Annotated in this window: 18 protein-coding genes and 1 pseudogene; 7 read left to right on the top strand and 12 right to left on the bottom strand. The window is 72.6% G+C overall.

Annotated elements, in window-relative coordinates; genetic code table 11:
* Nucleotides 1-135: 135 nt before the first annotated feature.
* The gene (locus ACZ4EF_RS34925) at nucleotides 136-2,265 is read right to left on the bottom strand and encodes a fibronectin type III domain-containing protein (protein ID WP_467508194.1); all 2,130 of its coding nucleotides are present in this window, start codon (nucleotides 2,263-2,265) and stop codon (nucleotides 136-138) included.
* Between the two features lie 333 nt (nucleotides 2,266-2,598).
* Here ACZ4EF_RS34925 and ACZ4EF_RS34920 point away from each other — a divergent pair, with 333 nt between their 5' ends.
* The 3 genes from ACZ4EF_RS34920 (at nucleotide 2,599) to ACZ4EF_RS34910 (ending at nucleotide 5,917) form a co-directional block, all read left to right on the top strand.
* A complete protein-coding gene (locus ACZ4EF_RS34920) occupies nucleotides 2,599-3,753 on the top strand; it encodes an ROK family transcriptional regulator (RefSeq protein WP_355334923.1) in 1,155 nt (384 codons plus the stop codon).
* A 172-nt stretch (nucleotides 3,754-3,925) separates the two neighbouring features.
* A complete protein-coding gene (gene sthA / locus ACZ4EF_RS34915) occupies nucleotides 3,926-5,329 on the top strand; it encodes a Si-specific NAD(P)(+) transhydrogenase (RefSeq protein ID WP_467349936.1) in 1,404 nt (467 codons plus the stop codon).
* Nucleotides 5,330-5,434: 105 nt separating this feature from the next.
* Nucleotides 5,435-5,917: a VOC family protein gene (locus ACZ4EF_RS34910; RefSeq protein ID WP_355334929.1), complete on the top strand. Its 483-nt coding sequence runs from the start codon at nucleotides 5,435-5,437 to the stop codon at nucleotides 5,915-5,917.
* 32 nt (nucleotides 5,918-5,949) lie between these two features.
* Here the strand turns inward: ACZ4EF_RS34910 and ACZ4EF_RS34905 are convergent, their stop codons facing one another.
* Nucleotides 5,950-6,675: a TetR/AcrR family transcriptional regulator gene (locus tag ACZ4EF_RS34905; protein WP_467508191.1), complete on the bottom strand. Its 726-nt coding sequence runs from the start codon at nucleotides 6,673-6,675 to the stop codon at nucleotides 5,950-5,952.
* Between the two features lie 75 nt (nucleotides 6,676-6,750).
* On the opposite strand from ACZ4EF_RS34905, the gene ACZ4EF_RS34900 reads away from it, so the two are divergent.
* The 4 genes from ACZ4EF_RS34900 (at nucleotide 6,751) to ACZ4EF_RS34885 (ending at nucleotide 9,499) form a co-directional block, all read left to right on the top strand.
* Nucleotides 6,751-7,413 (top strand): O-methyltransferase, encoded by a 663-nt coding sequence (locus ACZ4EF_RS34900; protein ID WP_355334934.1) that lies wholly within the window; start codon nucleotides 6,751-6,753, stop codon nucleotides 7,411-7,413.
* A gap of 98 nt (nucleotides 7,414-7,511) precedes the next feature.
* A complete protein-coding gene (locus tag ACZ4EF_RS34895) occupies nucleotides 7,512-8,846 on the top strand; it encodes an MFS transporter (protein WP_467508189.1) in 1,335 nt (444 codons plus the stop codon).
* 165 nt (nucleotides 8,847-9,011) lie between these two features.
* Nucleotides 9,012-9,287: a hypothetical protein gene (locus ACZ4EF_RS34890; RefSeq protein WP_467508187.1), complete on the top strand. Its 276-nt coding sequence runs from the start codon at nucleotides 9,012-9,014 to the stop codon at nucleotides 9,285-9,287.
* A gap of 59 nt (nucleotides 9,288-9,346) precedes the next feature.
* The gene (locus ACZ4EF_RS34885) at nucleotides 9,347-9,499 is read left to right on the top strand and encodes a hypothetical protein (protein WP_467508185.1); all 153 of its coding nucleotides are present in this window, start codon (nucleotides 9,347-9,349) and stop codon (nucleotides 9,497-9,499) included.
* Here ACZ4EF_RS34885 and ACZ4EF_RS34880 read toward each other — a convergent pair.
* From ACZ4EF_RS34880 to ACZ4EF_RS34835, 10 genes and pseudogenes are all read right to left on the bottom strand, one after another.
* Complete coding sequence (locus tag ACZ4EF_RS34880; protein ID WP_467508183.1) at nucleotides 9,486-10,463, bottom strand: sugar kinase; 978 nt, start codon at nucleotides 10,461-10,463, stop codon at nucleotides 9,486-9,488. The genes ACZ4EF_RS34885 and ACZ4EF_RS34880 overlap by 14 nt on opposite strands.
* 91 nt (nucleotides 10,464-10,554) lie before the next feature.
* Complete coding sequence (locus ACZ4EF_RS34875; RefSeq protein ID WP_401854403.1) at nucleotides 10,555-11,208, bottom strand: bifunctional 4-hydroxy-2-oxoglutarate aldolase/2-dehydro-3-deoxy-phosphogluconate aldolase; 654 nt, start codon at nucleotides 11,206-11,208, stop codon at nucleotides 10,555-10,557.
* A 136-nt stretch (nucleotides 11,209-11,344) separates the two neighbouring features.
* Nucleotides 11,345-12,223, bottom strand: a complete 879-nt coding sequence (locus ACZ4EF_RS34870; protein WP_467508180.1) for a hypothetical protein — start codon at nucleotides 12,221-12,223, stop codon at nucleotides 11,345-11,347.
* Nucleotides 12,217-13,362, bottom strand: coding sequence for a galactonate dehydratase (gene dgoD, locus ACZ4EF_RS34865; protein WP_355334952.1), 1,146 nt, complete (start codon nucleotides 13,360-13,362; stop codon nucleotides 12,217-12,219). The genes ACZ4EF_RS34870 and dgoD overlap by 7 nt, the downstream gene beginning before the upstream one ends.
* 212 nt (nucleotides 13,363-13,574) lie before the next feature.
* Nucleotides 13,575-14,312 (bottom strand): annotated as a pseudogene (locus ACZ4EF_RS34860) (FadR/GntR family transcriptional regulator); the annotation flags it as partial.
* Between the two features lie 69 nt (nucleotides 14,313-14,381).
* Nucleotides 14,382-15,140, bottom strand: a complete 759-nt coding sequence (locus ACZ4EF_RS34855; RefSeq protein ID WP_355334955.1) for an SDR family NAD(P)-dependent oxidoreductase — start codon at nucleotides 15,138-15,140, stop codon at nucleotides 14,382-14,384.
* A 97-nt stretch (nucleotides 15,141-15,237) separates the two neighbouring features.
* The gene (locus tag ACZ4EF_RS34850) at nucleotides 15,238-17,388 is read right to left on the bottom strand and encodes an alpha-galactosidase (RefSeq protein WP_402712593.1); all 2,151 of its coding nucleotides are present in this window, start codon (nucleotides 17,386-17,388) and stop codon (nucleotides 15,238-15,240) included.
* The gene (locus ACZ4EF_RS34845) at nucleotides 17,385-18,317 is read right to left on the bottom strand and encodes a carbohydrate ABC transporter permease (RefSeq protein ID WP_391047802.1); all 933 of its coding nucleotides are present in this window, start codon (nucleotides 18,315-18,317) and stop codon (nucleotides 17,385-17,387) included. The genes ACZ4EF_RS34850 and ACZ4EF_RS34845 overlap by 4 nt, the downstream gene beginning before the upstream one ends.
* Nucleotides 18,314-19,249 carry a carbohydrate ABC transporter permease gene (locus ACZ4EF_RS34840; protein ID WP_355334961.1) on the bottom strand — a complete coding sequence of 312 codons (936 nt, stop codon included), beginning with the start codon at nucleotides 19,247-19,249 and terminating at the stop codon, nucleotides 18,314-18,316. Before ACZ4EF_RS34840 ends, ACZ4EF_RS34845 begins: the two co-directional genes overlap by 4 nt.
* Before the next feature lies 1 nt (nucleotide 19,250).
* Entirely contained in the window at nucleotides 19,251-20,543 is a 1,293-nt protein-coding gene (locus ACZ4EF_RS34835; RefSeq protein ID WP_355334962.1) for an ABC transporter substrate-binding protein, read from the bottom strand.
* Between the last annotated feature and the right edge of the window lie 139 nt (nucleotides 20,544-20,682).

Genomic DNA, 20,682 nt, shown 5'->3' with positions numbered 1-20,682 from the left:
GCGATTGGGTGTGCCAGGCCGGTTCCCCTCCATCGATCCCGTCCCCCCTCCCCTCCGTCGGCCCCGGGGCCCCCCTGGTGGGGGTCCCCCCCCCCTCCCCCCCCCCCCCCCCCAACCGCGGGACGGCGACCGGGGTCAGACGGTGACGCGGTCGACGTCCGAGGCGTAGTCGGCCGGGTTGCCGAAGGTGACGGTGTTGTCGCCCGCCTTCAGGTGGACCGGTACGGTCACGGACCGCGCCACGCCCCAGTTGTTGTCGTTGCCGCCGGGCAGCGGGAGCTGGAACGACGAGCCGCCCGCGGTGACCACGGCGGTGCGGCCGGAGGACCCGTCCGCGTAGCCGAGTGTGAGGAGGTAGGTGCCGTCCTTCGGCGCTGTCACGTGGTTGATGGCGACCGCGCTGTCCCCGCCGAGGTTGCCGACTTTCCTTCCGCCGGAGCAGGAGGCGCAGTCGGTGATGCTCGCGTTTCCGGTGAGGGTGTTGGCGGGGGCTTCCGCTTCGTAGGTGACGCGTCCGCCGGGGGCGGGGGTGGTGACCGGAACCGGTTTTCCGGGCGCGGAGTGGCGTCCCTTGGCGTCGTGGGCGGTGACGGTGAAGGTGTAGCCGGTGGCGGGGGTGAGGCCGGTGACGGTGGCGGAGGTGCTGCCGGTCGAGGTGGCCTTACGGCCGTTGACGTACACGTCGTATCCCGTGGTGGCGGGGCCGGTGTTCACCGGGTTCCAGGCCAGGGAGACGGTGGTGGCGGTCGAGGCGGTGCCGTGGACGCCGAGGGGCGTGCCGGGGCCGGGGGTCTTCTTGGCAGGGGTGAGGGTGAACAGGCGGGAGCCGTGCGGGGGCAGGTTCTTCGTCAGGTGGCCCGAGGCGCTGCCGAGGCCGGTGCGGCTCCACAGGTCGCGGACGGCGGCCTTGCCGGTGATGCCGAGGTCGGCGAAGTCGGCGGTGACGTCGGCGGGTGCGCTGCCGAGGTTGAACAGGGCGACGGTGTACGTTCCGTCGGTGTTGCGGGCGTACCAGACCTGCTGGTCGGTGGTCTGGCTGACGGGCCTGGCGGGGTTGCCCGCCTGGTCGACCGCGATCACCTCGTCGTTGGTGAGGAGTTTCAGGCCGTAGGGGTCGAGTCGGGTGAGGTCGTCGCCGGAGTACAGCGGTGCGGACTCGACCGCCCACAGCGTCATGTAGGTCTGCCGTTCGGCGTCGGTGAGGCCGTCCATCGCGCCTGCGCCGACGTCGAGCGAGTCGAGGTTGTTCCAGTGGCCGGGGCCTGCGTCGTCGATCCACTGGACGACGTCGTTCCACCGCTGCTTGACGGAGTTGTCCCAGGTCACCAGCGTGTCGCAGTAGCACTCCACGTCGGTGTCGACCCGCCACCCGTTGGAGTTCCGCTTCCACACGTCCGCCCGGTCATGACTCAACGACCAGGACACCGTGAACTGAATCGGACGGCCGGTCTTCTGGAGCGCGGCGTGCCATGCCTGGACGTCGGGGATGTTGTCGTGGGCCGCGTCGCCCTGGTTGGAGCCGGGGCCGACGCCGTCGACCTTGAGGAAGTCCACGCCCCAGCCCGCCAGTTGGGCCGCGACGGAGTCGATGTACTTCGCGGCGCACGGGCTGGAGAAGTCCATCTGGTAGGAGACGTCGTCCCAGCCGCTGGTCTTGCGCAGGTCCGGGTAGACGATGTCCTTGGTCGTACAGCCCGGCGCGCCGTAGATCGGCGACTTCCCGTCGTTGTACGCGTCGAAGTAGAGCCCGACGGCCAGATAGGCGCCGAATTTCAGGCCCTTGGCGTGCACGTAGTCCGCCAGGCCCTTCAGTCCGTCGGGGAACGTCGTGGCATTGGGCATCGGACGGCCGTAGTGGTCGAAGCCGCCGACCCAGCCCGAGTCGATGTTGATGTACTCGTAGCCGTGGGACTTGAGCTTCTTGGCCACCACATCGGCCTGCTGCTTCACATGCGCCTCGGTCAGCCAGCTCATCCCGCCGTAGCCGGGGAAGTTGGTCGACTCCAGGCTCCAACTGCTCCAGCCCATGTACGGCTTGGCGGCCAGGACCGGGGACGGGGCGGGGGCGGCTCGGGAGACGGCGGCTTGTACGGACTCGGGTGCGGAGCCGGGCGCGGCAGCGGGCGCCGACGCGGACGCCGGTACGGCGAAGGCCGCGATCAGCGCTCCGGCCGCCAGCAGGGCGGGGAGGACGGCGTTCCGGGCGCCGCCCCTGGCGCGGGCGGCACGGGCGCTGAGGCGTACGGGTCCATCGGAAGGTGCCATGACTGCTCCATCTCGGCACCGTGCGCGGGCACGGCGGGGCCGGGTGACGAGGAGGGTTGGTTGGCGTGGACGCCTGCGCTCGCGGGGCGGTCCGAGGGGACGCCGCCCCGTGCGCAGGCCGCGGCCGGAGGGGAGGAACGCCGGTCGCGCTCCTGCCGTTCGGGGCCGTCCCGGACCCCGTTCGGCTGTGGAGTGCGGCGACTGTAGCCAGAGTTTCCTTCCAGCGTCAACATAGTCACCACCTGGTTTCCCGGTGGATTCTGTGAATCCTGTGCACCCCTCGCGCCACTCTCGCCTTCCCTTACCTTCCGGCGGAAAGGTAGGGTCGGAGACGTGACTCCCGCCGATCAGCCGCCCGCCGCCGCCCTGGTGTTCCAGACCCTGCTCGCCCACGGGCCGCTCACCCGGGCCGAGGCCGGCCGACGTACCGGCCTGTCCGCGGGGGCCGTCACCAAGGTGACGGCGCCGCTGCTGAGCGACGGCTGGATCACCGAGCTGAGCACCCCGGCCCCGAAGCGGGCGACCGGCAGACCCGCCACGCTGATCGCGGTACGCCCGGAGCGGGCCCGCTTCATCGGCGTCAAGGTGACCGCGGACGAGCTGATCGGCGTACTGGCCGATCTCACGGCCAAGCCGCTCGTGGCACGCCGGGTCACCCTCGACTCGCGGGACGTCGGCACCGTGGTGCTGGCCATCGCCCGGCTGGTCAAGCGGCTGCGCGCGGCGGCCGGGCCCGAGCACGGCGAGGACGTGCACAGCATCGGCGTGACCATCTCCGGCGACGTCGACGGGCAGACCGGCATCGTGCAGTACTCGCCGTTCCTCAACTGGCGCCGGGTCGCGCTGGCCCGGCTCGTCGAGACCGCCACCGGCACACCGACGGTGATCGAGAACGACGTACGCGCGCTGACCGTCACCGAGCAGTGGTTCGGCGCGGGCGCGGGCCTGGACTCGTTCGCGCTGATCACCGTCGGCGCCGGGATCGGCTGCGGACTCTCCATCCGCGGGCGTGTGGTGTCGGGGGCGCACGGCGTGTCGGGGGAGGTGGGCCACCTGCCGGTCGGCGGCACCGAGCGGACCTGCACCTGCGGCAACACCGGCTGCGTGGAGGCCGTCGCGTCCACGCACGCCATCACCGAGCAGGCCAGGCAGGCCACGGGGAATCCGGGGCTGACGATGACCGAAGCGGTACGGCTGGCGCACGCCGGGGACGAGGCGGTCCGCGCCGTGTTCTCCCGCGCCGGGCACGCGCTCGGCCTCGCCATCGCCTCGGTCGCCAACCTGATCGGCCCCGAGCGGATCATCATCTCCGGCGAGGGCGTGGCGACCTACGACCTGTTCGCCGACCAGATCCGCGAGACCTTCGCTGCCCAGGCGTTCGGCGCCGCCGCCGAGTGCGATCTGCTGCTGCGCCCGCTGCCGTTCGAGGAGTGGGCGCGCGGCGGCGCGGCCGTGGCGGCGCAGCACCTCTTCGCGCCGGTCACGTAGCCGGTCGGGTTACGGGTCGGGGAACCGGGCGAGCAGCGGTTCGGGGAACGGGGCGGGCAGCGGGCGGGGCGGCCGGTCACGTAGCGGACCGGCGGCAGCGCGACCACGGCCGCGGGCGGCCCTGTTCGGCAAAGCCTTCCGGGGCGGGCCGCCGACTGTCACACTCGCTGGTGTGCCCGACTTCGACGTGTTGGTGATCGGTTCAGGTCCTGGTGGTCAGAAGGCGGCCATCGCGGCGGCCAAGCTCGGACGGCGGGCGGCGGTGGTGGACCGCGCGGACTCGCTGGGCGGGGTGTCGATCCACACCGGCACGATCCCGTCCAAGACGCTGCGGGAGGCGGTGCTCTACCTCACCGGCCTCAACCAGCGGGATCTGTACGGCCAGAGCTACCGGCTCAAGGAGGACATCACCGTCGCGGACCTGACCGCGAGGACGCAGCATGTGGTCGGCCGCGAGGTCGATGTGATCCGCAGTCAGCTCTCCAGGAACCAGGTCGCGCTGCTCTCCGGCACCGGGCGCTTCGTCGACCAGCACACCGTCGCGGTGCGCGACGCGGTTGGCCAGGACCGGCTGGTGACGGCCGAGCACATCGTGATCGCCACCGGCACCCGGCCCGCGCGCCCGGCGAGCGTCGAGTTCGACGACCGTACGGTGCTGGACTCCGACAGCGTCCTCAGCATGGAGCGGGTGCCGCGGTCCATGGTGATCGTCGGCGCCGGGGTCATCGGCATGGAGTACGCGTCGATGTTCGCCGCCCTCGGCAGCAAGATCACCGTGGTGGAGCAGCGCGAGGGAATGCTGGACTTCTGCGACGCCGAGATCGTCGAGGCGCTCAAGTACCACCTGCGGGATCTCGCGGTCACCTTCCGCTTCGGCGAGACGGTCGCGGCGGTCTCGCGGCACGAGCGCGGCACCCTGACGGTGCTGGAGAGCGGCAAGAAGATCGCCGCGGACGCGGTGATGTACTCGGCGGGACGGCAGGGTCTGACCGACGAGCTGGACCTCGACAAGGCCGGTCTGCAAGCCGACAAGCGCGGCCGGATATCGGTGGACGAGCACTTCCGCACCGCGGTCCCGCACATCTACGCCGTCGGTGACGTCATTGGCTTCCCCGCGCTGGCCGCGACCTCGATGGAGCAGGGCAGGACCGCCGCGTACCACGCCTGCGGCGAACCCGTGCACGCGATGCAGGACGGCCAGCCGATCGGCATCTACACCATTCCCGAGGTCAGCTTCATCGGCCGCACCGAGGACCAGCTCACCGACGAACTGGTGCCGTTCGAGGTCGGTGTCTCCCGCTACCGCGAGCTGGCCCGCGGCCAGATCATCGGTGACGCGCACGGCATGCTGAAACTGCTGGTCTCGCCGGAGGACCGCAAGCTGCTCGGCGTGCACTGCTTCGGCACCGGCGCCACCGAGCTGATCCACATCGGCCACGCCGTGATGGGCTGCGGCGGCACCGTCGACTACCTCGTGGACGCGGTCTTCAATTACCCGACGCTCGCCGAGTCCTACAAGGTCGCGGCGCTCGACGTCACCAACAAGATCCGGCAGATCGACCGGCTGGGGGACTGAGCCGCGCGGGTGCTGTGTCGCCGATGAGTTTTCGGCGGGCGGCCGGTCATAAAGGTGAACGGCGGCGCTCGGGCGCCGACGACAGCCTGACGCGAGGAGACCGCGATGCCCCGGATCACCCCCAACCTCTGGTTCGACACCGAGAGCCAGGAAGCCGCCGAGTTCTACGTCTCGGTCTTCCCGAACTCGCGGATCACCGACACCACCTACTACGGCGAGGCCGGTCCGCGCGAGGCGGGCACCGTACTGACCGTGGCGTTCGAGCTGGACGGCCAGCCGTACATCGCGATCAACGGCGGCCCCGAGTTCCCCTTCACCGAGGCCGTCTCGCTGCTGATCACCTGTGAGGACCAGGCCGAGGTCGACCACTACTGGGCCCGGCTCACCGAGGGCGGCGGCTCCGAGGGCCCGTGCGGATGGCTCAAGGACAAGTACGGGCTGTCCTGGCAGGTCGTCCCCACCGGCATGGTGGCGATGCTGAACGACCCCGACGCGGAGCGCGGCCAGCGCGCGATGAAGGCGATGCTCGGCATGAAGAAGATCGACCTGGCGGCGCTCAAGGCCGCCGCCGACGGCACCGGAGCCTGACGGACGCCGACGGGAGGACGTACCACGCGCCGCTAGGAAGCGCCGTCCGACGCGGGACGGGCACGGGGGTGGCGGCGCAGGAAGTCGTCCACGAGACGGTCGGTGAAGTCCCGGTCGACCGGGTCCCCGGTCACCAGGACGCGGTGGTAGATCGGCCCCACGAGCCGGTCGACCTCGGCCGTCAGGTCGAGACCGGCGGGGAGTTCGCCGCGGCCCACCGCGTTCTCCAGCGGGAGCCGGTCGCGGCGGCGCTGCTCGTCGAGATAGCGGGCGCGCAGCACGGCCGCGAACTCCGGGTCGTGCTGCGCGTGCCCGAGCAGGGCCCGGAAGACCGCGCCCGCGTCTGACGCGGTGAGGAAGCCGGCCAGCAGGCCCAGGTGCTCGCGGAGATCGGCGCCGAGATCGCCGTGGTCGGCCGGGGCGAGGGCTTCGGCGGCGTCCTGGAGGAAGGCGTCCAGAAGGACGTCGGTCTTGGTGTTCCAGCGGCGGTAGATGGTCTGTTTGGCGACCCCGGCCCGCGCCGCGATGCCTTCGACGGTGACACCGGCGAAGCCCTTCTCGACCAGGAGGTCGTCGGCGGCTTCCAGTACGGCCATCCGCGCCTGCTCGCTGCGCCCGTGCCGGTTGCCGTGGTGCCGCGCCGTCCGGTCGGCGTCAGCCCCGGCGCCCTCCGCACCCTCCGTGCCGCCCGCAGTCTCGGCGCCCCCCGCGCTTTCGGCGCCCCTGGCGCCGTCGGCGACCGAACTCCCTCGCTCCATGTCTGCATCCTCCGGGTCCCGGGGTAGGTCGGCAACTTCTAGACGCAACGCAACGGTGCGTCTACTCTAGAGCCCATGACAGCCACCAGCACCCTCCGCGACCCCCGGGTCGTCTCCGCTCTGACCGCGATGTTCGACCGGGCCGCGCAGGACGACGCGACCCGCCGCCGTATCCGGGCCGCGTGGCCCGACGGCTTCGCCCCGGCGACGCCGCGGGAGTTGGCCGACGCCAACGCCGAGGTGTACATGCCGATCTCGGCCGACGGCGGAAAACTCCTGTACAGCCTGGTCCGGGCCGTCCGCCCGGCCACCGTCGTCGAATTCGGCACCTCCTTCGGGATCTCCACGCTCCACCTGGCCGCCGCGGTGCGCGACAACGGCGCGGGGCGGGTGATCAGCACCGAACTGAGCGCGGACAAGGCCGCCGCGGCCCGCGTGACCTTCGCCGAGACGGGTCTCGACGGACTGGTCACCGTCCTCGAAGGCGACGCCCGCGACACCCTCGCCGAGCTGTCAGGTCCGGTGGACTTCCTGCTGCTCGACGGCTGGAAGGACCTCTGTCTGCCCGTCCTGCGGCTGCTCGAACCGCGCCTCGCGCCGGGCACCCTCGTCGTGGCCGACGACGTGGACCTCACGGACCTGGCGCCGTATCTCGACTACGTCCGCGATCCGCGCAACGGCTACGAGAGCGTCACCTTCCCGGTCGAGGACGGCATGGAGATCAGCTGCCGCCTGTGAGCCGCGGCGGCAAGGGGCCGGCAGGACGAACGGCCGGGCAGGGCCCCCGGCGGACGGCAACGGGAAGAGGGCCGCGGCGGCCCGGAAAGCAGAGGCGGATGAAAGGCGACGCCGTGGAGCGCGCGGAGCAGCCGAGCCCTCGCGGAGCGCGGCGGCTGCTCGCCGACCACGCCATCGACACCCGCCCACTGGCCCTGCCCGCCTTCCGGCGGCTCTTCATCGGCCAGGGCACGTCGTTCGTCGGCTCGATGCTCACCCAGATCGCGGTGCCGGTCCAGGTCTTCCGGATCTCGCACTCGTCGCTGGCCGTCGGCATGGTCGGCTTCGCCGGTCTGGTGCCGCTGATCGTCTTCGGCCTCTACGGCGGGGCCGTCGCCGACGCCGTCGACCGCAGGACGCTGTATCTGTGGTCCTCGCTCGGCACCTGGACGGTGACGCTGGCGCTGCTCGCGCAGACGCTGCTCGACGTGCGCAATGTCGGGCTGATCCTCGCCCTGGTCGCGACGCAGTCCGCCGGGTTCGCGATGGCCAGTTCCGCGCGCGGCGCGATCGTGCCGCGCATCGTCGAGCCCGGCCTGATCCCCGCCGCGAACACCCTCAACTACGTGATCGGCACGGTCGGCGAGGTCGTCGGCCCGCTGATCGCCGGTGTCCTCGTCACCGTCCCGCACGGCTTCGCGTACGCGTACGGCGCGGACGCCGTGCTGTTCACGGCCGCGCTGCACTCCACGCTGCGGCTGCCCCGACTTCCGCCGGACGGCTCCGCGGGCCGCCTGGGTCTGCGGTCGGTACGGGACGGGCTGTCCTTCATCGGCGGGCGGCCGGTGCTGGTGATGAGCTTCTTCGTGGACATCTGTGCCATGACGCTGGCGATGCCGCGGTCGCTGTTCCCCGCCGCCGCGGACGCCCGCTTCGGCGGCTCGGTCGGACTGCTCTACTCCGCCATCCCGATCGGCTCCGTCCTGGCCGGGTTCGCCAGCGGATGGATCGGCCGGATCCGGCGGCAGGGCGTGGTGCTCACCGGCGCCGTGCTGGTGTGGGGCGCCGCCGTCGCCGTCTCCGGCCTGGCCCGGCAGCTCTGGCTGGTCGTCCTGCTCCTCGCCGTCGCCGGCGCGGCCGACCTGATCAGCGCGGTCCTGCGCCAGACACTCCTCCAGACCTACGCCCCCGACGAGATGCGAGGCCGCATGCAGGGCGTCCACACCGTCGTCGTCGCCGGCGGCCCCCGGCTGGGCGACCTGCGCGCCGGTACCATGGCCGCCGCGCTGGGCGCCGGGCTGTCCTGGACGATCGGCGGCCTCGCCTGCGTGGCGGTCGTGGCACTCGCCGCCCCGCTGGTCCGCTCCTTCTGGCGCTACGACTCCGGCGCCCCGGCCCCGGCGGCCGACCCCGCGAAGGACACCGGCCCGCTGCGCGAGCAGACCGCCCCCTGACGGCTCACCAGCCGGTGCGCCCCGCCGGGTACATCCACTCGCATCAGCTCTTTGCACCAACCCCATTCGCACCAGTCGGCACACTCTCCTCGCGGCACCGGATCTGTCATCGTCGACTTGTCAGCGCACGAACAGAAATGCGCTCAAGCGGACCCACAACCAGACATGACCCGACGTCGAACCGACGCCGTGGTCTCGGGCGATGCGCGGTTCGAGGTCCTCTCCCCCACGCTGATCCCCACCGCGTACGCGGGCGACACCGCGTTCCTGGACGCGCCGACCTTCGACGCCGTCGGCCGTGACGGCTTCGGCGGCGCCCCGTTCACCCAGCGGGTTCTCGCGGGCGCACGGCTCACTCCAGACCGGCGGCTACGGCGGCAGGGCCGGGCTCACGACCGGGCCGTGGGCCGACAAGCGCACCACCGTGCACTTCACGGGTGACACCCGCTCGAACGAGGCGCTGCTGCCATACACGTAAACTCTGGCCGAGGAGGCCCGGTGTGCCGGTGACCAACGCCACCGCGCCGAAGTCCGTGACCGTGGACGGCGTCCCGGTGGCCAGGAGCGCCTGGGCGTGGGACGCCGCCGGGAAGGTGACCGTCACCGTTCCGCAGAGGTCCGTGCGTCAGCAGGTCACCGTCAGCTATCGGTGACGCCGCCCGGGGACGCGGCCGGGGCCCACCGCGCCTCGGTGGCGTCCAGCAGCTGTGCGATACGGGCGGGGTCCGGCAGCGGGCCGTGATCGCCGGGGACCCGCAGGGCCGCGCCCGCGGTGACATGGCCAAGGCGCAGCGCGCGGACGGGCGGCTCGCCGCGGAGCAGGCCGGTGAGGAATCCGGCGGCGAAGGCGTCGCCCGCGCCGACGGGTTCCACGACCTCGACGGCGCGGGCGGGCACGGTGTGCGCCGTCGCGCCGTCGAAGGCGGTCGCGGCGCGGGCGCCGTCCTTGACCACCAGCACACGCGGGCCCGGCAGCAGGGCGCGTACGTCGGCGGCGTCGGCGAGGTGCGCGCCCCACAGTTCCTGGGCCTCGTCCAGGCCGACGAAAGTGATGTCCGCGCGGTCGGCGAAGTCGCGCAGGACGCCGGGCGCCGCGCCGTCCGGCCAGAGCGCGGGCCGGTGGTTGACGTCGAAGCTGACCGGCAGCGGGCCGCGCAGCGCCGCGTCCACCAGGTCACGGCAGGAGTCCGACAGCGCCGCCGTGACGCCGGTCAGGTGCAGCAGCCCCGCGGTGCGTACGGCCTCGGCCGCCAGCGATCGCGGCCCGAGCGCGGACGCGGCCGACCCCCGCCGGTAGTAGTGCACGCGGGTGCCCTGCCCGCCGGGGCTCTTCACCATCACCCCGGTCGGCCGCCCCGTGTCGGTCCTGACGCCGCCGACGTCCACCCCGCACGCCGCGACCTCGGCCACGATCCGCCGCCCGAACGGATCGTCACCGACCGCCGACACCCACCGGGCCTCCACCCCGTGGTCGGCCAGATACATCGCCGCGTTCGACTCCGCCCCGGCGACCTCCACCCGCAACCGCCGTGCCTCCGCGAGCGTTTCACCGGTCTCCGGCACCATCGCGACCATCGTCTCCCCGAGGCAGGCGACGGGGCCGCCGATCCGGATCACGGCAGTCTCCTCGCGGGGGTACGGCGCGGGCCCCGTCCGGTCATGGCGAGTGACGGCGCCGGGCGCTGCCCCCGTTCGGTCGTACTCCCGGTCATCGCGCGGCCCGCGCGCTCGGTGCGTCCGTCTCCGCGACGGCGGCGAGGAAGTCCCTGGCCCGCGCGCGGAGTGCGGTCCGGCTGCCGCCGCTCGCCGCGTCGCCGATGAGGGGCGAGCCGACGCCGACCGCGAGGGCTCCGGCGGCGAAGTAGGCGCGGGCGGCCGGGATGTCGACGCCGCCGACGGGCACGAAGGGCAGGTCGGGGAAGGGGCCGCGCAGGGCGCGGAGGTAGCCGGGGCCGCCCGCTTGCTCGGCGGGGAAGAGCTTGAGCGCGGTGGCGCCGAGCCGCCGCGCGGTGACGATATCGGTGGGCGTCATCACGCCGGCCAGCACGGGCAGGCCCAACTCCCGTGCGGCGCTGACGCCTTCGCCGACCGCGGGCGTGACGACGAAGTCGGCCCCGGCGCGGTGCGCGTCCTTGGCGTCGCGCTCGGTGAGGACGGTGCCCGCGCCGAGCGGCGCGTCGGGGCCGAGGGCGGCGCGGGCCGCGGCGATGACGCCGAGCGCGTTCCGGCCGCTGAGCGAGACCTCGACCAGCGCGACGCCTTCCTCGACCAGGGTCAGTACGGTGCGCAGCGACGCGTCCTCGTCGTCGCCGCGCACGATGGCGACGAGGCGGTGGGCGCGCAGCGCGGTGAGCAGGTCCACGGGTGATGTTCCTTTCCTGTTGCGGTGATTCGGACGGCGTGGGGCCGGGGCGGGCGGTGGGGTCGGTGTGAGCCGGTCGCGGTGCGGTGAGCCGGTCGTGGTGAGCCGGACACGGTCAGCCGATCCCGTCGAGGGTTCAGCGGTCCGGGGCGGACGCGGCGGCGGTGGCGGCGGAAGCACCGGCGGCCGTGACCGTGAGCCGCCAGCGGACCTCGCCGCTCGCAGGAACGCAGGCCGCGTCCCCCTCCCCCGCCGTCGCCAGGTCGAAGACCCGGCCCAGCATCGGCTCCACGCCGATCGAGCGGTACGGCGCGCCCTCGGGAAAGCCGCCCAGATTCCGCCACAGGGCGATGGACGCGGGCTGACCGGCCACGTCGAGCGCGAACCGCAGCCGGTCGGTCCCGTCGTGCACGGTCGCCGTCGCGGCCTCGACGACCGCGCCGCTCGCCGTACCGTCGTCGGGCCCGAGCAGGTCGAAGCGGGTACGCGTCCCGTCGCCCGTGCCCCCGGCGGACGGCCAGGTGAACGGCTCGCGCCGCGCACCCCCGTCCGGGTAGTGCAGGGCCTGTGCGCCGGGCGGCAGTTCGATCCGGCCGTCCCGCGACACGTCGAGGAGCGCGTGGGCGGCCCACAGGAAGCGGTAGCCGGGCGCGGCGGTCAGCCGATAGTCGACCACCGCGCCGCCGCCGGGGCCGCCCCCGATCCGCCGGGTGAGCCGGAAGTCGGGGTGGTCGACCCGGTCCGCGCCATCTGCGCCGTCCCCGCCGTTCTCGCGCCGCCAGGGGCGCGACCACACGTCGCCGTGGTCGGGGACGCCCCGGACGGTGGGCAGGCACTCCTCCACACCGCCCGCGTCGGCGAAGGCGTCACCGGGCGCGACGCCCGCGCGACGTGGCTCGTCCCGGTGCCAGAGCCATTCGCGGTCCCCGGCCCGCAGCGACGTCCAACGGCCGCCGTGCGCAAGGTCGGTGACGATCCGTACGGGAAGCGCCGCCCCGGTCAGCGCTGTCACCATTCCGCGAACGACCCGTCGGCGTGCCGCCACACCGGATTGCGCCAGGCGTGCCCACCGCGGTCGGCGGCGCGTACCGCCGCCTCGTCCACGGTGATCCCGAGCCCCGGCAGCCCGGTGCGCTGCGCCTGGCCGTCCACGAAGCGGAACGGCTCGGTGTCCACCAGATACGACAGCAGGTCGGCGTCCTTGTTGTAGTGGATGCCGCGGCTCTGCTCCTGGATGAGGAAGTTCGGCGTGCAGAAGGCGACTTGGAGGCTGGCGGCGAGCGAAATCGGCCCCAGCGGGCAGTGCGGGGCGAGTTGGGCGCCGTACGTCTCGGCGAGCGACGCGATCCGCGTCACCTCGGTGATGCCCCCGGCGTGCGAGAGGTCCGGCTGCGCCACGGCTATGCCCGCGGTGAGCGCGGGCAGGAACTCCGCACGCCCGTACAGGCGTTCACCGGTCGCGATCGGCACTTCGGTGGAGGCCACCAGGCCGCCGAGCAGATGTCCCAGCTCCGGCAGCAGCGGCTCCTCGACGAACAGCGGGTGCAGCGGCGCGATTTCACGCAGCACGCGCCGGGCGCCCGCGGCGGTGAAGCGGCCGTGGAAGTCGACGGCGACATCGCGTCCGGGGCCGAGCGCCTGGCGCGCGGCGGCCACCCGCTCCACGACGGCGGCGGTCTCGGCGGGCGTGGTGAGCGCCGACGTGCGGCCGGCCGCGTTCATCTTGACGGCGGTGAAGCCCGCCTCGACCTGCGCGCCGACGTCCTCCGCGAGCCGCGCGGGCTCGTCGCCGCCGACCCAGGCGTAGACCCGGACCGCGTCCCTGACCGGACCGCCGAGCAGGCCGTACACGGGGGCGCCGTACGTCTTGCCCGCGATGTCCCACAGCGCGTGGTCGAGACCGGCGACGGCGCTGGAGAGCACCGGGCCGCCGCGGTAGAAGCCGCCCTTGGTGAGCACCTGCCAGTGGTCCTGGATCCGCAGCGGGTCCTGGCCGATCAGATACTCGGCCAGCACGTCGACGGCGGCGCGCACCACCTCGGCCCGCCCCTCGACCACGGGTTCGCCCCAGCCGACGACGCCCTCGTCCGTCTCGATCCGGCAGAACAGCCACCGGGGCGGTACGAGGAAGGTCTCGACGCGCACTATCTTCACTTCGCCGCCTCTGAAGCCGTGGAGGTCTGGGATTCCTTGGTTGCCCGCGCCGTTTCGGATGCCTGCGCCCTTTCGGATGCCTGCGCCCTTTCGGATGCCCGCGCCCTTTCGGATGCCCGCGCCCTTTCGGATGCCCGCGCCCTTTCGGATGCCCGCGCCCTTTCGGATGCCCGCGCCGTTTCGGATGCCCCGGTTGTCCCGGACCCGCCGGACCCGCCGGACCCCTCGACCGCCTCGGCGCCCGAGCCGTGCACCAGGTCCAGGTCGCGGACGGCCTGGTCGAGCAGGGCCCGCATGGCGCGCTCGGCGGCGTCCGGGTCCTGGTCGCGTACCGCGTCGAGGACGGCCCGGTGGCTGGGCACCGGGTCCTGGCCGTGCGGGGAGCTGTGCACGATCTCGTCGCGGTGCGCGAGACCGGACTCGATCACCATCTCCATCCGCTCCAGCAGTTCGTTGTGGGTGGCGGCGAGCAGGGCGCGGTGGAAGGCGAGGTCGGCCTCGACCGCGTGCGCGGCGCCGCCCTCGTCCTCACCCATCGCGGTGAGCGCGGCGTCCAGCGCGACCAGGTCGCCGTCGGTACGGCGCACCGCCGCCAGCCGTACGGCGGCCGGTTCGACGATCCCGCGGACCTCGCCGAGGCTGCGCAGCAGCCCCAGGTCGGCCCCGGTGCCGGTGCCGCCCGCGAACTGCCAGCGCAGCACGTCGGCGTCCAGCAGATTCCAGTCGGCGCGGGCTCTGACGAAGGTGCCGCGCTTCTGCCGCGCGTCGACCATCCCCTTGGCCGCCAGCACCTTCAGCGATTCGCGCAGCGCGGTGAGACTGACGTCCAACTCGCTCTGCAACGCCACGAGATCGAGTGTCGCCCCTTCGGGGATCTCGCCGCTGAGCACCCGGCGCGCGAGAGTCTCCACGGTCTGCCCGTGCACTCCGCGGCGCGCGTATGGCGTCATGTCGTTCTGCCTTTCTCCAGGTCGGGTGGGGTACCCCGGGTGAGGTACGGCGATGGTGGTCGGCGGCGGTCAGGCCGAGGCCTTGGTGACACTCCAGCCGCCGTCCACCAGCAGGCTCGAACCGGTGATGTACGAGGCGTCGTCCGAGGCGAGGAAGGCGATGGCCGCGGCGACCTCCTCCGGGCGGCCGAAGCGGCGCGCCGCGGTCTCCGCGACGCTGCGGGCCCGGTCCTCCTCGGGCACCCGGTCCCAGGCCGCGGTGAGGATCGGACCAGGGAGCACCGCGTTGACCCGGACCTCGGGCCCGTACTCGACGGCCAGTTGGCCGCTCAGCGACAGCAGCGCGCCCTTGGCCGCCGCGTAGGCGGGGTGGCCGGGGATGCCCTTGTGCGCGTGCACGGAGGAGGTGAGGACGGCGGCGCCGCGGGCGGTGCGCAGGTCGGGCAGCAGCGCCCGGAAGCCGAGGAAGCCGCCGGTGAGGTTGACCGCGAGCTGACGCTCCCAGGAGGCGACGGACATCTCGTGGGCCGGGGCCACGTCGACGGTGTAGGCGTTGGAGACCAGAGCCGCCACGGGGCCGTAGGCGTGCGCCACCGCGACGATCCGCTCCCAGTCCTCGGGGTCGGACACGTCCGCCCGTACGGACACCGCCCGGCCGCCCTCCTCGCGGATGCCCGCGGCGACGCCCTCGGCGCGGTCGGCCGCGATGTCGGCGAGGACCACGGCGGCGCCCTCGGCCGCGAGCCGTTCTGCGGTGGCCGCGCCGATCCCGGAAGCGGCTCCGGTGACCACGGCCACCTTGTCGGCGAAGCGGAGTGCTGCGTTCATGTGCTGGTCCTGCTCCTCGGTACGGTGGGGCTGGTCGGTGCGGTCGGTGCGGTCGGGCCGCTCGGTGCGGTCGGACCGGTCCGGGCCTCCCGCGACTTTAGTGACGCCCGGAGCCGTCGGCGGCCTCCTGCCGCGCCAGCACGACGAGTTCGGCGTCGTGTCGACCGGTCCAGCCGAACGGCAGGCCGCTGTGGAGCAGATACGCCCCGCTGTACACCGTCCCGTCCGCCGTGTCGGTGTAGCGGGCGGCGGGGTCCAGGCCGCGCAGCCGCAGCCGCGAGGCGCGTCCGGGGACCAGCGGCGCGCCGTCGAGCCGTCCGGTGCTCCACGCGGTGACCACGACCCGCGCGCCGCCGCGCTCCTCGTACTGGACACCGCAGGTCGGATCGGCGGGGCCGTTCAGCAGCCGGGCCGTGCCGTGGTGGACGACGTCGCGGATCTCCTTGTAGCGGGCGATCCAGCCCGCCGCCTCGGTGCGCTGCTCCGGCGTCCAGGCGCGGATGTCGGCGCCGATGCCGAGCACGCCCGCGATGGCGAGGACGAAGCGGAAGGCCAGGGAGCGGGGCCGCGGGTCGAAGACGCCGGGCGCGTCGGTGACCCAGGAGCTCATGGTGTGCGGGGCGTGCGCGTGCAGATAGCCGTACTGGATGGCGAGCCGGTCGAGCGGCGCGGTGTTGTCGCTGGGCCAGACCACGTCGGTACGGGCCAGCGTGGCGTGTTCGATGCGGGCGCCGCCGCCCGCGCAGCCCTCGACGGTGACGTGCGGGTGGTGGGCGCGCAGGTGGTCGAGGACCCGCAGGTATCCGGCGACGTGGTCGGCGTCGAGGTCCTGGCCCGCGGCCGGTCCCGTGTCGGGCCTGCCGCGCTCGGTCGGCGGGCGGTTCATGTCCCACTTGAGGTAGCTGACGGCGTGTTCGCCGAGCAGCCGGTCCAAGGTGGCGATCACGAAGTCCTGCACGTCCACCCGGCCGAGGTCGAGCAGCAGTTGCTCGCGGACGAGGGTCGCCGGGCGGCCGTCGATCCGGTACACCCACTCGGGGTGCTTGGCGTACAGCTCGGACCGCGGGCTGATCGCCTCCGGCTCGACCCACAGGCCGAAGTCCATGCCGGTGGCGCGGACCCGCTCGATGAAGCCGTCGAATCCCTCGGGGAAGTTGGCCGGGTCCGGGGTCCAGTCGCCCAGTCCCCCGGTCTCGTCCCGCCGCCCGCGGAACCAGCCGTCGTCCACGACGAAGAGTTCGACGCCCATGTCGGCGGCGACGGCGGCCAGTTCGAGCTGCGCGTCGGCCTCGACGTCGAAGCCGGTGGCCTCCCAGGAGTTGTACTGCACCTTGCGGGTACGGTGCAGCCGCTCGCCGCTCAGCGCGCGCTCGTACGCGTGCCAGATCCGCGTCAGTCCGTCGAGCCCTTCCGGGCTGAAGGCGCAGGCGACGCGCGGGGTGGTGAGCGTGGCGCCGGGCGCGAGGCGGACGGACTCCTCGTGCGGCAGCCGTCCGGCGCGTACGCGGACGATCCCGCCGGGTTCCGCGTCCGCGGTGATGTGCCAGTTGCCCGACCACTCCAACGCGATGCCGTAGGTGGGGGTGTCGCCCTCCTGCGGGGCGGCGGCGTCCTGGACCGCGAGCCAGGGCGCGTAGGCGTGGCCCGGCACTCCCTGGGTGGAGGCCATCTCGAACCGGCCCCTGACGAGGTCGAGTTGGGTGCGCTGGAACTCCTGCGACCACTGGCCCGTGAGGTAGGTGAGCCGGGCGCCCCCGCCGTCGGTGACGGGGACGCTGATCGCGGCGGAGTCCAGGCGTTCCAGGCGCAGTTCGTCCGGTCCCGTGCAGGTCAGCTCGGTCCAGCGGAGCAGTACGTCGGTGCCGGGCACGGTCTCGTAGCGCAGCGCGACCCGCAGTCCGAGGTGGTCGTCGGTGAAGTCCAGGCGCAGCGACCGGTCGTCGTCCTGTGTGGCGCGCTCGAAGGTCCACCACACGCCGCGTTCGCCGTCGGGGCGGCGTACGACGAGGTCGGCGCCGCCGAAGGGACGCATGCCCTGGGGCAGGTATTCGGCCGGGGCGGCGTCGGCGGGGGTGATGTAGTGGGTGCGGCGCGACCAATCCAGCGGGGACGGGCCGGTCTCGGCGCCGTGCGGGCCCCAGGCGGCGACCTCGGCCCACCGCCCGTCGCCGCCGAGGCGGACGGCGTAGGTGGTGGTGTCGGTGCGCAGCAGCCACGGTGCGGCCGACGGCGTTGCGGACGGGGTCACTTGACTGCTCCCAGGTTGAGTCCGGCCACGAAGTGCCGCTGGAATCGGAGGAAGACGATGACGGTCGGGGCGGCGGCGATCACGGAACCGGCCGCGATGACGTTCCACATGGAGACGTACTGGCCCTGGAGGCCGATCAGCGACGCGGTGATCGGCATCTTGCTGTCGGTGCGCAGCACGGTGATGGCCCACAGCAGGTCGTTGAAGATCCACGTGAACGACAGCGCGGTGAGCGCGGCGAGCGCGGGCCTGGCGAGCGGCAGGATGATCCGCGTGTAGATCTGCCAGGGGCCCGCTCCGTCGATGACGGCGGCCTGCTGGATCTCCGGCGGGATGGACCGCATGAAGCCGTGCAGCACGAAGACGTAGAAGCCGACGCCGAAGCCGACCTGGACGCCGATGAGGGCGTACAGCGAGTCGTAGAAGCCCAGTTGCTCGCTGAGCTTGGAGACCGGGATCAGCAGGATCTGCGGCGGCAGCAGATTGCCGCTGAGCATCACCAGCAGCAGTACGCGGCGCAGCGGCACGTCGTAGCGGCTGAGCGCGAAGGCGGCCATCGAGGCGAGCAGCAGCGAGATCAGCACGGTGGGGACGGACACCAGCATGCTGTTGATCAGCGCGCGCTGCTGTCCGCCGTCGACCCATGCCTGGCGGAAGCCGTCGAGGGTGAAGGAGTGCGGCAGGCCGCCGAGGCCGTTGGCGGCGATGTCGTCGAAGGAGCGGGTGCTGGTGACCAGTACGACGACGATGGGGATCAGCCAGATCAGCGACAGCAGTCCCGCGCCGGTGTGGAAGGCGGCGGTCCCCCAGGCGCGGCGCCGGTCGGGCCGACGGCTCCCGCCGCGCGCGGCCTTCGTACCGGCACCCGCGTCCTCGCCGGTACGGTCCGCGGTCGGCGCCGCGTCGGCGCCCGCGTGCGTGACGGTCATGAGTCGGCCTCCTTGAAGGCGCGCACCAGGTACGACGCGATCACGCCGAACGCCAGCACGAAGATCACGACGGCGAGCGCGGAACCGTAGCCGAGCCGCAGGGACTGGAAGGCGGTGGAGTACATGTACGTGCTGAGCAGTTCGGAGGAGTGGTACGGGCCGCCGCGGGTGAGCGCCCACACCACGTCGAAGGAGCGCAGCGAGTCGATGATGATGACCGACAGCACGACCGCGTTGACGCTGCTGAGCTGCGGCAGCGTGATGTGCCGGAACTGCTGCCAGCGGGAGGCGCCGTCAACCTTGGCGGCCTCGTAGAGCATCGGGTCGATGCCCTTGAGTCCGGCCAGGTAGAGCACCATCACGTAGCCGATCTGCCGCCACAGGGCGGGCACGATCACGGCGTAGAACGCGGTGTCCTGGTCGGCGAGCCAGGGGTGGGTGAGGCTGCCGAGTCCGAGGCCGGACAGGGTGTGGTTGATCAGGCCGTCCGGCTGGTACATCGCCTGCCAGACCAGGGCGGTCGCGGTCAGCGAGAACACCACGGGCAGGAAGAGCGCGGCCCGGTAGAAGCCGACCCCGCGCCGCTCCTGCTGGAGCAGCAGGGCCGCGCCGAGGCCGAGCGCGGCGGACAGGCCGCCGAAGAGCACCAGCCACAGCACGGTGTCGAGCACGGCGGTGTGGAAGACGCTGTCGTGCACCATCTCCCGGTAGTTGCCCAGGCCGATGAACCGCGGCGCCGAGACGCCGTCCCACTTGGTCAGCGAGAGGTAGAAGCCCTGGAGGGCGGGCCAGAAGACCCAGAAGCCCTCGGCGAGCAGCGGGACCAGGACGAAGGCGAGGACGACGGGCGGGACCCGGGTCGCCTGCTTGCGCTTCTTCGGCTTCCCCGGCTTCTTGCCCGGGTCCGCGCGGGTCGCGGTGAGCACCGCCATCTCACTGGCTCCAGATCTTCTGCGCGTCCCGCTGCCAGGTGGTGAGGATCGAGTCGATCTCCTTGGGCTTGGCCAGGAACTTCGTCAGCGCGGTGTCGGCGGTCGGCTGGAGGGCGTCGCTGGAGTCGCGGTTGAAGAACTGCGTGACCTCGGCGGCGCTCTCGATCAGCGCGCGGCCCTTCTTCACCAGCGGGGTGCCGCTGTCCTTGGCCTTGGGGTTGGTCGGCAGCGCGGTGCCGGAGGAGCCCTTGATGTAGGTCTCCTGCGCCGGGGCGGTGGCCAGATACCGCATGAAGTCCTTGACCTCGTCCCGGTGGCCGGTGCGGGCGCTGGCGAAGTAGCCGTCGGTGGGGCCCTCCTCGGCCATCGGGATCTTGGCGTCGATCACCGGGAAGCGGAAGAAGTCGATGTCGTCCAGTTCGCCCTTCGGGGCGGAGTCGGCGAAGAAGGTGCCGATCAGCATCATCCCGGTGCGGCCCTGGAGCAGCGCCGTGGTGGCGTCCTGGAAGGCGAGCGCGGTGCCGTTGGGGTCGAAGTACGGCAGCGCCTCGGCCCACTTGTCGAAGACCTTGCGGACCTCGGGGTCGTCGAAGCGGTGCTTCCCCGCGAGCAGGTCGCGGTGGTACTGGGCGCCGTTGATACGGATGTTGAGGTAGTCGAACCAGGACGACGCGACCCACGCGGTGCCGCCGCCCGCGCCGAGGCCGATCGGCGCGACGCCCTTGGACTTGAGCGTCTCGCACAGGGCCATGAACTCGTCCCAGGTCTTGGGCTCCTGGACGCCCCACTTCGCGAAGTTCGACTTCCGGTAGAACACGCCCCACCAGTAGTAGGTGGCGGGCACGAACACCTTCTGGCCCGACGAGGAGGTGCACAGCGTCTGGAGCGCCTTGGAGTAGCCGGACAGCTCCGGCTCGGCCCAGATGTCGCCGACGTCGAGCAGCAGATTCCTCTTGGCGTACGAGTCCGCGACCGAGCCGGGGTACCAGGTGAGCAGGTCCGGCGGGTTGCCGGAGGTGAGGTACGTCGGGAGCTGGGTGCGGAAGGTCTCAGAGGCGACCGTGTTCAGCTTGGCCTTGCCGTCGCCCTGCTTGTTGTACGCGGCCACGAGGTCCTGCATCGCGGCCTTCGCCTGCGGGGACGACAGGTTGGACTGAAGGGTGACCGGGCCCTTGCCCGACTGGGTCTTGGCACCGGACGAGCCGGAGGTGACGCAGCTACTCATCATCGCCGCGGCGCCGACGGCGCCCGCACCGGCGAGGAACCGGCGGCGGCTGGGTTGCGAGGTGTTCATGGGACTCCCTTACGCCCACGGAACGGGGCCCGGCCCCCTGACGACCGGGCCCTCGTTCGGCTGGTACAGACTGTCGTGACGGCGGAGCGCCGTCAAGATTAATTCCTAATTTATTTACTTAGGCACGTCCGTGGCCCCT

Source organism: Streptomyces sp. NPDC025721 (genome assembly GCF_055558595.1).
This window is presented reverse-complemented; position numbering and strand designations above follow the sequence as displayed.

Bases quoted from the DNA above. Each gene is read 5' to 3' on its own strand.
- ACZ4EF_RS34870 (WP_467508180.1), bottom strand. From the start codon at position 12,223: ATGGTGACAGCGCTGACCGGGGCGGCGCTTCCCGTACGGATCGTCACC.
- ACZ4EF_RS34900 (WP_355334934.1), top strand. From the start codon at position 6,751: ATGACAGCCACCAGCACCCTCCGCGACCCCCGGGTCGTCTCCGCTCTG.
- ACZ4EF_RS34890 (WP_467508187.1), top strand. From the start codon at position 9,012: ATGACCCGACGTCGAACCGACGCCGTGGTCTCGGGCGATGCGCGGTTC.
- ACZ4EF_RS34895 (WP_467508189.1), top strand. From the start codon at position 7,512: ATGAAAGGCGACGCCGTGGAGCGCGCGGAGCAGCCGAGCCCTCGCGGA.
- ACZ4EF_RS34840 (WP_355334961.1), bottom strand. From the start codon at position 19,249: ATGGCGGTGCTCACCGCGACCCGCGCGGACCCGGGCAAGAAGCCGGGG.
- ACZ4EF_RS34910 (WP_355334929.1), top strand. From the start codon at position 5,435: ATGCCCCGGATCACCCCCAACCTCTGGTTCGACACCGAGAGCCAGGAA.
- ACZ4EF_RS34905 (WP_467508191.1), bottom strand. From the start codon at position 6,675: ATGGAGCGAGGGAGTTCGGTCGCCGACGGCGCCAGGGGCGCCGAAAGC.
- ACZ4EF_RS34925 (WP_467508194.1), bottom strand. From the start codon at position 2,265: ATGGCACCTTCCGATGGACCCGTACGCCTCAGCGCCCGTGCCGCCCGC.
- ACZ4EF_RS34855 (WP_355334955.1), bottom strand. From the start codon at position 15,140: ATGAACGCAGCACTCCGCTTCGCCGACAAGGTGGCCGTGGTCACCGGA.
- ACZ4EF_RS34845 (WP_391047802.1), bottom strand. From the start codon at position 18,317: ATGACCGTCACGCACGCGGGCGCCGACGCGGCGCCGACCGCGGACCGT.
- ACZ4EF_RS34835 (WP_355334962.1), bottom strand. From the start codon at position 20,543: ATGAACACCTCGCAACCCAGCCGCCGCCGGTTCCTCGCCGGTGCGGGC.